General features: G+C 70.0%; 13 protein-coding genes. 6 read left to right on the plus strand and 7 right to left on the minus strand.

Annotated features, from left to right (window positions below):
* The coding region (locus ACJ8AN_RS26455) for an isomerizing glutamine--fructose-6-phosphate transaminase (protein WP_407758251.1) at nucleotides 1-913 on the plus strand (913 nt) is incomplete at its 5' end.
* A 74-nt stretch (nucleotides 914-987) separates the two neighbouring features.
* Here the strand turns inward: ACJ8AN_RS26455 and ACJ8AN_RS26460 are convergent.
* Genes ACJ8AN_RS26460 through ACJ8AN_RS26480 form a run of 5 tightly spaced genes read right to left on the minus strand, consistent with a single transcriptional unit; the run spans nucleotide 988 to nucleotide 3794 of the window.
* A complete protein-coding gene (locus tag ACJ8AN_RS26460; protein ID WP_407758252.1) occupies nucleotides 988-1896 on the minus strand; it encodes a serine/threonine-protein kinase in 909 nt (302 codons plus the stop codon).
* A 50-nt stretch (nucleotides 1897-1946) separates the two neighbouring features.
* Nucleotides 1947-2192 carry a hypothetical protein gene (locus ACJ8AN_RS26465; protein WP_407758253.1) on the minus strand — a complete coding sequence of 82 codons (246 nt, stop codon included), beginning with the start codon at nucleotides 2190-2192 and terminating at the stop codon, nucleotides 1947-1949.
* Entirely contained in the window at nucleotides 2189-2728 is a 540-nt protein-coding gene (locus tag ACJ8AN_RS26470; protein ID WP_407758254.1) for a DUF3106 domain-containing protein, read from the minus strand. Before ACJ8AN_RS26470 ends, ACJ8AN_RS26465 begins: the two co-directional genes overlap by 4 nt.
* Nucleotides 2728-3198, minus strand: a complete 471-nt coding sequence (locus ACJ8AN_RS26475; RefSeq protein WP_407758255.1) for an anti-sigma factor family protein — start codon at nucleotides 3196-3198, stop codon at nucleotides 2728-2730. Before ACJ8AN_RS26475 ends, ACJ8AN_RS26470 begins: the two co-directional genes overlap by 1 nt.
* The gene (locus ACJ8AN_RS26480) at nucleotides 3195-3794 is read right to left on the minus strand and encodes an RNA polymerase sigma factor (protein ID WP_407758256.1); all 600 of its coding nucleotides are present in this window, start codon (nucleotides 3792-3794) and stop codon (nucleotides 3195-3197) included. The genes ACJ8AN_RS26475 and ACJ8AN_RS26480 overlap by 4 nt, the downstream gene beginning before the upstream one ends.
* 410 nt (nucleotides 3795-4204) lie before the next feature.
* Between ACJ8AN_RS26480 and ACJ8AN_RS26485 the strand changes: the two genes are divergently transcribed.
* Nucleotides 4205-4810, plus strand: a complete 606-nt coding sequence (locus ACJ8AN_RS26485; RefSeq protein WP_407758257.1) for a hypothetical protein — start codon at nucleotides 4205-4207, stop codon at nucleotides 4808-4810.
* A gap of 109 nt (nucleotides 4811-4919) precedes the next feature.
* Nucleotides 4920-6014: a recombinase RecA gene (gene recA, locus ACJ8AN_RS26490; RefSeq protein WP_407758258.1), complete on the plus strand. Its 1095-nt coding sequence runs from the start codon at nucleotides 4920-4922 to the stop codon at nucleotides 6012-6014.
* Between the two features lie 73 nt (nucleotides 6015-6087).
* On the opposite strand, the gene ACJ8AN_RS26495 is transcribed toward recA, so the two are convergent.
* Nucleotides 6088-6912: a methyltransferase domain-containing protein gene (locus ACJ8AN_RS26495; RefSeq protein WP_407758259.1), complete on the minus strand. Its 825-nt coding sequence runs from the start codon at nucleotides 6910-6912 to the stop codon at nucleotides 6088-6090.
* A 313-nt stretch (nucleotides 6913-7225) separates the two neighbouring features.
* Between ACJ8AN_RS26495 and ACJ8AN_RS26500 the strand changes: the two genes are divergently transcribed.
* The 3 genes from ACJ8AN_RS26500 to ACJ8AN_RS26510 all read left to right on the plus strand — a co-directional run bounded on the left by ACJ8AN_RS26500 (nucleotide 7226) and on the right by ACJ8AN_RS26510 (nucleotide 9742).
* On the plus strand, nucleotides 7226-8653 hold the full coding sequence (locus tag ACJ8AN_RS26500; RefSeq protein ID WP_407758260.1) for a glycosyltransferase family 39 protein: 1428 nt from the start codon (nucleotides 7226-7228) through the stop codon (nucleotides 8651-8653).
* Between the two features lie 117 nt (nucleotides 8654-8770).
* Complete coding sequence (locus tag ACJ8AN_RS26505; protein WP_407758261.1) at nucleotides 8771-9064, plus strand: hypothetical protein; 294 nt, start codon at nucleotides 8771-8773, stop codon at nucleotides 9062-9064.
* Between the two features lie 54 nt (nucleotides 9065-9118).
* Nucleotides 9119-9742 (plus strand): hypothetical protein, encoded by a 624-nt coding sequence (locus ACJ8AN_RS26510; RefSeq protein ID WP_407758262.1) that lies wholly within the window; start codon nucleotides 9119-9121, stop codon nucleotides 9740-9742.
* Here the strand turns inward: ACJ8AN_RS26510 and ACJ8AN_RS26515 are convergent.
* A partial coding sequence (locus tag ACJ8AN_RS26515) for a MerR family transcriptional regulator (RefSeq protein ID WP_407758092.1) occupies nucleotides 9739-9967 on the minus strand: 229 nt, incomplete at its 5' end. The genes ACJ8AN_RS26510 and ACJ8AN_RS26515 overlap by 4 nt on opposite strands.

Genomic DNA, 9967 nt, shown 5'->3' on the forward strand with positions numbered 1-9967 from the left:
ACTCCTGGGCAAGTTCCTGATCGAAGGCCTGGCCCGCATCCCCACCGAGGTCGACTACGCCTCCGAGTTCCGCTACCGCAATCCTCCCGTCGGCCCGCGGACGCTGGTTCTCGCCATCAGCCAGTCCGGCGAGACGGCGGACACGCTGGCGGCCTTCCAGGAGGCCAAGGCCCGCGGCGCCATGTCGCTCGCGCTGTGCAACGTCATCGGCAGCGCCATGACGCGTGAGGCGGACATCACCATCCTCACCAACGCGGGCCCGGAGATCGGCGTGGCCTCCACCAAGGCGTTCACCACGCAGCTGGTGGGCCTGTACCTGCTCGCGGTGAAGCTGGGGCGCATGCGCGGCACGCTCACCGTCAAGGCGGCCCAGGAGCACCTGACGGCGCTCACCGAAATCCCGAAGATGATCGAGGACGTGCTCAAGTGCGAGACTGCGGTCAAGCGCGTGGCGCGTGAGTTCATGGGCGCCCAGGACTTCCTCTTCCTCGGCCGCGGCCCGATGCACCCGGTGGCGCTCGAGGGCGCGCTCAAGCTGAAGGAGATTTCCTACATCCACGCCGAGGGCTACGCCGGCGGCGAGATGAAGCACGGCCCCATCGCGCTCATCGACGAGAAGATGCCGGTGGTGGTCATCGCCCCGAAGCAGCCGCACGTCGCCTACGAGAAGATCATCGGCAACATCGAGGAGGTGCGTGCGCGCGGCGGCAAGGTCATCGCCATCATCGACGAGGATGACGCGCACGTGGCCTCGCTCGCGGACCACGTCATCCGGATTCCCCCCGCCAGCGCGCTGCTCGCGCCGGTGGTGGCCACCATCCCGCTGCAGCTGCTCGCCTACCACGTGGCGGATCTGCGCGGGAACGACGTGGACCAGCCGCGCAACCTCGCCAAGAGCGTGACGGTCGAGTAGCCCGCTCGGATCGGCTCCCGCCGGTCCAGCCCGCCCGGGGATGCCTCGCTTCGAGGCCCCCGGGCGTTTTCATTTCAGCCCAGCGAGAGCGCCTGCTGCATCAGGGGCTGGAGCTCGCGCGCGCCGAAGGGCTGGCCCGTGTCCAGCGCCCAGGCGAAGAGTGCTCCAGCGAACTCTCCCGCCGTGCGGTAGCGCTGCGTCATCTCGGGCGCGAGCGCCTTGCGCAGGATGGCCGCGAGCTGCCGGTCCAGCGTGTCCGGCAGGTTCAGTTTCGCCGCGCGGATGGCCACCATCACCACGTCCGGGTCCGAGCTGTGGCGCTGGAAGGGGTGGAAGCCCAGCACCAGCTCGTGCAGCACGATGCCCAGTGAGAACAGGTCCGACGCCGGCGTGAGCGAGTCCCCGCGCGTCTGCTCCGGCGACAGGTAGTGCAGCTTGCCCGCGGTCACTCCGTCCTCCGGGCCCAGCTCCATCCCTCGCGCCTTCGCCACGCCGAAGTCGCCGAGCCTCACCTCGCACTGCCCCGAGAAGAAGATGTTGGAGGGATTCACGTCGCCGTGGATGAGCTCCAGCGGCCGGCCACTGCGCGTGCGCGCCTGGTGGAAGTAGGCCAGCGCCCGCAGCACCTCGATGCACACGTGCACGCCCACCTGCACCGGCAGGCGCTGCCCCTGGTCCTCGTGCGCACGCAGCAGCCCGTCCAGGTCACCGCCCCTCAGGAACTCCATGGCGATGAAGTAGCGGCCGAAGGCCTCTCCGATTTCCAGGCGGCGCACCAGGTTGGGGTGCTCCAGCAGGCCCATCAGGTCCGCCTCGTCGGCGAAGGACTCGGGGGGGACGTCCTTGCGCATCAGCTTCAGCGCTACCTCGAGGGGGGAGCCCTGCTCGTCCTTCGTCTCGGCGAGGAACACCTCCGCCATTCCCCCCGAGCCCAGGCGCGAGCGCAGCACGTAGCGCCCGAAACGGCGCGAGGGGATTTCCACGGTCTTGGACGTAGGGGGGGCCGACGGCAAGGTGCCGCCAGTCTACCCGCTCACTGGCCCTCGGTGGGACTGTCTTCCTTGCTCAGCTCCAGCAGCAGGTCCAGGTCCTCCACCGTGTCCATGCTCTCGAGCAGCTCGAGGTTTTCCACGACCTCCGCATCCTCCTTGGACAGCGGCGGCTGCTCCTGCTTCGGTTGCTCCTTCGCGGGTTGCTCCCGGGCGGGCGAGGGCTCCGCGGCCGCGGCCGTCCCGGAGGCCAGCACCGCGGCCAGCAGCAATGCGTGGCGCCCGCTCACGGCCGCCGCCTCTCGCGCATCCGCTCCCGCATCTGCTCGCGCTGCTCCGGCGTCATCTGCCTCCAGCGGCGCATGTTCTCCATCATCTGCTCGCGCCGCTCCGGGTGCGCGCGCAGGTACGCCCTCATCCGCTGGCGCACCTCCGCCTTGCGCTCGGGGCTCAGCCCCCGGAAGTCCCGGAAGCGCTCGCGCAACTGCTGGCGCTCCTCGGGCGACAGCCGCTGGAAGTCGCGCAGGTTCTCCCGCACCCGCTCGCGCTCCTCCGGCGGCATCTGCTTCCAGCGCTCCAGGTTGGCCTTGATGCGCTCGCGCTCCTCCGGCGTCATCGCCTTGAGCTCGCGCAGCTTCGCCCGCAGCGCCTCCTTCTGCTCGGGGGACAGCTGCTGGAAGCGCTCGGCCGCCGTCGGGGCCCGCTGCGTCCGTGGCTGTTGCTCCTGCTGCTGGGGCTCCGGCGGCCGCGTCTCCTGCGCCCGGCCCACTCCTCCCAGGAGCAGCGCCACCACCAGCCCCGCTCGTGCCAGGTTCCTCCGGCCCATCACCGCACCTCCAGCTCGTGGAGGTTCTCGATGACCTCCAGGTCTTCGCCACTCTCCAGGCCGACGACGTCGTAGTCCTCGACCTCTTCCAGGTTCATCGCCAGCTCCAGCGTGCCCGCGTCCGTCACCTCCAGCGCGGGCTCGCGCGGCGCCGTGGTGTAGAGCGCCAGCCCCGCCACCGCCGCCAACCCCGCCGCCGGCACCAGCACCCAGGGCTTCAGCAGCCCTCGCAGCCGCTCGCCCAGCGTCGGCGGCAGCGCGTCCAGCTTCGCCATCACCGCGCGCCTCGTGGCCGGCGAGGGCGTGAGCCCGGGCAGCTCGGCCATGCGCGCCACCGTCCGCCTCAGGAGCGCCTCCGTGCCCTGGCACCCCGCGCAGCTCCCCAGGTGCTCCGCCACCTCGGCGCGCCGCGCGGCCGGCAACTCCCCGTCGACGTAGGCCGTCAGGTCTTCCTCGAATGGACAGCTCATGCCCTGCTCCTCACGGGCTCGGGGCCCGCCTGCAGCTCCTCTACCTTTCGCGCCACCGCCAGCGTCGCCCGGTGGATGAGGCTCTTCACCGCCGCCTCGCTCGCCTCCAGCGCCTCCGCGATGTCCCGGTACGCCATGCCCTCGAAGCGGCACATGGTGAAGGCCGCCCGCTCGCGCTCGCTCATCCCCTTCAACGCTTCCCCCACCGCCCGCTCCAGCTCCCGCCCCGCCAGCGCCTGATCCGGCCTGTCTCCCTCTCCGCCCGCCAGCTCCAGCCCGCCCCCGTCCTCCTCCGTCTCCGACGCCGTCGTGTGCTCCACCCGGTACTCTCCTCGCCGCACCTCGTTGAGGCAGTGGTTGGAGGCCACCCGGAACAGGAACGTCTTGAACTTCGCCGTCGGCTTGTAGCCCTTCGCGTTGCGGTACAGCTTCACGAAGATGTCCTGCGTCAGCTCCTCGGCCCGCTCCCGGTCTCCGACGAAGCGCAACGCGAAGCGCGCCACGCTCGGGTGGTACCGGTCGAACAGGACCGCGAACGCCTTCCGGTCGCCCGCCGCCACCTTCAACATCATCTGTGCGTCCGAATCCGCTTCCACGTCGACGTCCAACCCGGGTGCCCCAAGGAAGTTGCGGGGAAATCCCGTGCCCGAGCCTACCGGAGTCCTCGCGCCCTCCTTCCGGGCATGGGACCGGGCATGTAGGAGCCGCGCTCACGGCCCTCCCCGGAGGGCAGGAGCGCTGTCGGACGGGAGGCGGAGGAGCGCGGCCGCGTCGGCTGCCGGAAGCTCCGGGGCGAGGGCCGGTCCGGAAGCTTTGAAGCGGGCGGGAGGCGGTCGTTACTGTCCCGGCCGTGTCCAGCACCACGCACACACGCCCCCCGGGCCTCGGCTCTCGCGAAGGTGAGCCGGGGGAGGGAGAGGGCGGGGAGCTTCCGTCCCTGGCTCCCTGGGAGGCTCCCCTTGCCCCTCCCGAGCCGGAGGCGCCGCTGTCGGCCCTGCTGCCCCTCGTGGAGGAGGCCCGGGGCGCGGCCTCGGCGGCCGATCGCGCCGCGCTGGCCGAGCGCATCAACCGCCACCTGGACGCGCTGCCCGCCGGGGGCGGCTCGCGGGAGGTGGCGGATCTGCTCGAGCGGCTCCTGGAGGGCGGCCAGCTGGCGGGGCTGGTGGAGGCGGAGGGACGCTCCTGCCGGGCCGCGGCCACCGAGGCGCTGACGCGGCTCGGCTTCCCCTTCGCCCTGGAGGTCCGCCCCGAGGACCTGGCCCACCTGCGCGGCGAGGACGGGGGCGCCACGGGCTTCCGGTGGCAGGAGCTGGCGGCCGGAGGCGTCCTGGGGGCCGGCATCCTCGGGCAGTGGCTGCTCGTGCTCCAGCACCGGCCCGCCGACTTCGGGTCGCCGCTGCCCCTCATCCTCCTCATGGGCCTGTCGCTGCTGGCGCTGGTGCCGAGCGTGTTGGGTCCCGAACGCTCGGCCTCTCAGCGAGCGGGTCTGATGGTGCTGGCCGTGCTTGCAATCATCCAGCTTCTTTCAAGTGTTCTCGTGGGTTACCCGGCGGTGGTGAGCGGGCTGGCGGGATTGTTGGCCTGCCTGCTGCTCTGGCTGCCTCGACGCTGAACGCTGTAGGTCGTGTCAGAGGGATGGACTAGGGTTATCCCATCGCGTACTAAACGCGGGTTCAGGTGGGCCGGGGTGGCTCGCCGCATACGCAAGGAGCAACGACGAAATGGCCGTGAATCCAGAGAAGGAGAAGGCGATCGAGTTGGCGATGTCCGCTGTGGAGCGCCAATTCGGTAAGGGGTCCATCATGCGGCTCGGCAACGAGGAGCCGCTGGTCCGGGACGTTCAGGCCATTTCGACGGGAAGCGTCTCGCTCGACATCGCGCTGGGCGTCGGAGGCGTGCCCAAGGGCCGTATCGTGGAAATCTACGGGCCGGAGTCCTCCGGTAAGACGACCCTCAGCCTCCACATCGTGGCCGAGGCGCAGAAGCGCGGCGGCGTGGCCGGCTACATCGACGCCGAGCACGCGATGGACATCGGCTACGCGCGCAAGCTGGGTGTGCGCACCGATGACCTGCTGCTGAGCCAGCCGGACACCGGTGAGCAGGGGCTCGAGATCGCCGAGATGCTGGTGCGCTCGGGGGCCATCGACGTGCTGGTGGTGGACTCGGTGGCGGCCCTGGTGCCCAAGGCCGAGCTCGAGGGCGAGATGGGCGATGCGCACATGGGCGTGCAGGCCCGCCTGATGAGCCAGGCGCTGCGCAAGCTCACGGGTACCATCAGCAAGAGCCAGACGTGCGTCATCTTCATCAACCAGATCCGCATGAAGATTGGCGTGATGTTCGGCAACCCCGAGACGACGACGGGCGGTAACGCGCTGAAGTTCTACGCGTCGCAGCGCCTGGACATCCGCCGCGTGGGCGCCATCAAGAACGGCGACAACGTGGTGGGCAGCCGCACCCGCGTGAAGGTGGTGAAGAACAAGGTGGCGCCTCCCTTCAAGGAGGTCGAGTTCGACATCATGTACGGCTCGGGCATCTCGAAGGAGGGCGACCTCATCGACCTGGCGTCCAACGACGGCATCATCGAGAAGAGCGGCAGCTGGTTCGCCTTCAAGGGTGAGCGCATCGGCCAGGGCCGTGAGAACGCGAAGGACTACCTGCGCGACCACCCGGAAGTGCGCCTGGAGGTGGAGAAGCAGATGTACGAGAAGTACGGCATCGGCGCCAACAAGCCGGTGGCCGCCGTGGCCGAGGCTGCGGCGGAGGCTCCCGCCGAGGGCCACACCGAGAAGCGCCAGCGCGTGAAGGCCGTGAAGTAGTCCGGGCCTCCCATGCGTGACGAATGAGGGGCTGTCTCCCGCATGGGGGGCAGCCCCTTCGTCTTGCGGGCGCTCAGGGTTTGCGCACGAGGAAGACGGCATAGCCCTGGTGCTTCTGGCCGAGGTCCGAGGCCTTGGCCCAGGTGGCGTCCAGCATCCCGAGCAGCTCGTTGCCGAAGGCCTGCCGCAGCTCCTCGCGCTTGGAGGTCAGGGCCTCGCGCGTGAGCACGGCCGTGCGCATCATGTTGGCGGTGATGTCCAGCGTCTCCTCGAGCTCGAAGCCCGCCTCGCGGATGAGGCGCTGATAGTCGGGGACGGAGTGCATGGGGCCCGTCTGCATCATCTCCCGGTGGAACTGCTCGTCCTCGGGAGACATGGGCACCGCGACGATGAAGTCGGCGATGAGGGCCCGGCCCCCCGGCTTGAGGGTGCGGCGGAGTTCACTCAGGGCCAGACCCGTATCGAACATGTGGAAGATGGACTCGAGGGCCCACGCCACGTCGAAGGACGCGTCCGGGAAGGGCAGGGCCATGGCGTTGGCGCGGTGGAAGCGCACCCGCTCGGAGAGGCCCGCGTCGTGGGCCCGCTGGTTGGCCGCCTCGGCCTGCTTCGGGCTGATGGTGACACCCGTCACCTGGCAGCTCCGGGTCCGCGCCAGACGCACCGCCGGCTCGCCCGTGCCACACCCCACGTCCAGCAGGTGCTCGCCCGCGCGCACGCCCAGCTTGCTCATCATCAGCTCGGTGAAGCGCACCTGGGCCTCGGCGATGGTGCCCTCCTGTGAGCCGGCGGGCCAATAGCCCACGTGGATGCTGTCGCCCCAGGTGATTTCGAAGAACCGGGTGAATTGATCGTAGAACCGGCCCACGTCCTCCGGGCTCGTGACTCGCTGACTCATGGGGCTTCCCTTGGTGTGTCGGCACGGTGGGCGTGGCATTCCCGTCAGCCGTGGGTGCGCACTCCTCGCGGAGATACACCCCACACGTAGTGCTCACCCCCCCGCCGTTGGTGGATGCCCGCGATTGTAGCCGCTGACCCGAGGGTGCACGAAGCCCTTCGCCTCGAGGCGCACCCCACACCGGGAGCCGGGTTCGACCGGGCTGTAGTCCTGTGGAGGCGGTGAATCCCATCTGCTCAGGAAGCGAGCGGGCGCGAGCGGTGAGCGGCTCGTGGCAATCTCCGCGGCGGGAGCGGAAGCTGTGCGCGCATCGATGAAGCCCTCGTCACCCCTCAGGCCCGCGTGGGAGCGGTGGATCGCCGTGGCGGGCGCCGTGCTCGCCGTCGTGGTGGTGGCGCTCGAGCGCGGTCGGCGGCACCCGGATGAGGTCTTCCAGTTCCTCGAGCCCGCGCATGGGCTGGCCTTCGGGTACTGGCTCCAGAGCTGGGAGTGGCTGGAGGGGCTGCGCAACTGGGCCGTACCCGGCGTGCTCGGCGGAGTCCTCATGCTGTGCGGGCGGCTGGGGCTCGAGCACCCGTGGGCCCTGGCCTCGGTGGTGTGGCTCTGCTGTGCCGCCGTGCAGGCGTGGGGCTCGCTGGCGTTGTACCGGCTCGTCGAGGAGCGCGATGGGCGCGAAGCCGCGCTCCTGGCCGCCGCCGTCCACGTCACCTGGGGCGGGTGGCTCCTCTATGCCGCGAGGCCCCTCGCGGACTCCCTCAGTGTCGCTCCGTTGCTGGGCTCGCTCCTGTGGGCCCGGCGCGCCCGCGTCCGGGACGGTCTGCGTGAGGGCTTCTGGTGCGGCCTCCTGCTCGGGCTGGCGTTCGTCGTGCGCTACCCCTCGGCTGTGTTTGGCGTGCCCCTCGCCGTGAGCCTGCTCGCGGCCCGGCGCTGGCGCTCGGTGGCGGGTGCCGCCGTGGGCGTGGGGGCCGTGCTGCTGGGGCTCGGCGTGCTCGACTGGCTCACCTGGGGCGAGCCCTGGCACTCCGTCTGGAAGTACTTCCAGTTCAACCTCTTCCAGGGTGGCGCGGCGCGGTTCGGCACCCAGCCCTGGTGGTGGTACCTGCCCAAGCTCGTGGGCATGGTGCCGCTGCTGCTCGCCTGGCACTTCGGCCGCGGGCTCGCCCGGCGCGACGTGCTCGTGGGCGCCTTCGTCTTCTACCTCGCGGTGGTGATGGGGCTGGCGCACAAGGAGCTGCGCTTCCTCGCGCCCCTGCTGCCGCTCTTCGTCGCCATCGCCGCCGGGCCCGCCTGGCACTCCCTCTCGCGGTACGTGCACTCCCGGCGGGTGCTTGGCGGGCTCGTGGGCCTGTACGCGCTCTCCTCGCTGGCCGCGGCCACCGTGCAGATGCCGGGCGGAGTGGCCCGGGAGCAGCTCGACGCCCTCGTCTTCGCCGGTCAGCGGCCCGAGCTCACCGGACTCATCGTCGCCGGCCAGCAGGAATGGAACGTCAGCGGCTACTTCCACCTGCACCGAGACGTGCCGCTGCTCGTGCGCCCCGGCACGGACGTGAAGGACCTGTACGGCCCCCTCACGGAGCGCCAGTTCTCCCACGTGCTCGTCCACAAGGGGGCCCTGGGCGAGCCCGCGCTGAAGTCGGCCGGATTCTGCGTCCTGAGGCGCTGGGGCCCGGCGGTGCTCTGGTCCCGCTGCCCCTCTCCGAGCACTCCGCCGGAGTTGCTCTCCACGCCTTCCGGGCCGTGATTGAGTCTTGCTAATCCCCTTCAGGTAAGTCGGGTAACTGCCCCTGGAGGACGGCTGATGACCTCTCCGAGGGGACCGACTTACGTGACTTTGCTGTAGCGGGTTAGCGTGGAGGGGATGACCGCACAGTTCCAGGACAGCGTCCTCTACCAGGGCCGCAGGTTCGCCCTGCTGAAGAGCCGCGGTTCGGGCCTGTTCGAGCCCACCGGGCATGGGCTCTCCCCGCGGGCAATCTCGACGGCCTGCTATCGGGGCCGGTTCTGCACCTATGCGGTCGTCGAGCAGTGGCTGCGCTTGAGCGAGCTCCACATCGGGCTGGAGGCCCCGCTGCCCCTGGCGGTGAGGTACGGCAGGGGGCCGTGCCTGTTCAGTAAGGCCCCGGCGCTCTCGGAGCGGCTCCGGGCGAAGTGACCGCGCGCCTCAGGGCACACGTCTCCCCGCATGGGCAAGGACCTGGAGAACGACATGATGCTGCGTTGGGGGCTTCTGCTGTTGTGGGGCCAGCTCCTGGTGGGCTGTGCCACGACGCGGCTCGTGCGGCTGGACTTGGGCGATGGGGCGCCCATCGTCCACGCGCCGCACTCGGACGCCCAACGGGTGGCGTTGGACAAGGCCGAGTTCGCGACGGGCGTGGTGGCGCTGGCCCGGGACGTGCGCCCTTCCTCATACCCACTTCAGGATGCGCGGAGGCTGTGGGGTGTTCCCCCGCGGAGTGGCTCGTACCTGTACGAGGTGGAGAACCGGCGGGTCATCTCCCTGCAAGACGGGGAGGAGGCCACGCGGGGCCTGCGTCTCCTGGAGCCATCGTCCGCGAGTGATGAGTTGACGCTCGCCTACGGCAGATGGTGCGGGCGCAGGTCCAAGCCTGGCGATTGTCTGCACCTGTTGGATGAGGGCCCCCTCCTGGGCGGCGATGGCAAGTACGTGCTGGCCATGGCCATCGCCATGGATTCAGTCTGGGATGAGACGGCTGAAGCGCTGAAGGGCATGGCGGACCCCCAGGCGGTGCTTGCGACGGTCACTTCCGCCATGACGATGTACATGATGTTGTGGGTGATGCCGGAACCTGCATCAGGACACCTGTGTTAGCGGGAATGGAGGTGATGATGGTGGTGCTGCGTGGGACGGCGTGACGTCCGTTTTCGAGCAAGGGCGGCCTGGATGAGCTGCTCCACCTCGTGGGTCAGCTGGAAGCAGAAATTGCTCTTCGGTAGAGCACGCTCGGGCGTGAGGATGCCCTTCTTTATCCAGTACCGCACGGTGTCCCAGGTTACTCCGTACTTCTCGACGAGCCCGCGCGTGGAGTAGCGGCCG

The sequence above is a fragment of the Archangium sp. genome, from assembly GCF_045802675.1.
Taxonomy (GTDB): domain Bacteria; phylum Myxococcota; class Myxococcia; order Myxococcales; family Myxococcaceae; genus Archangium.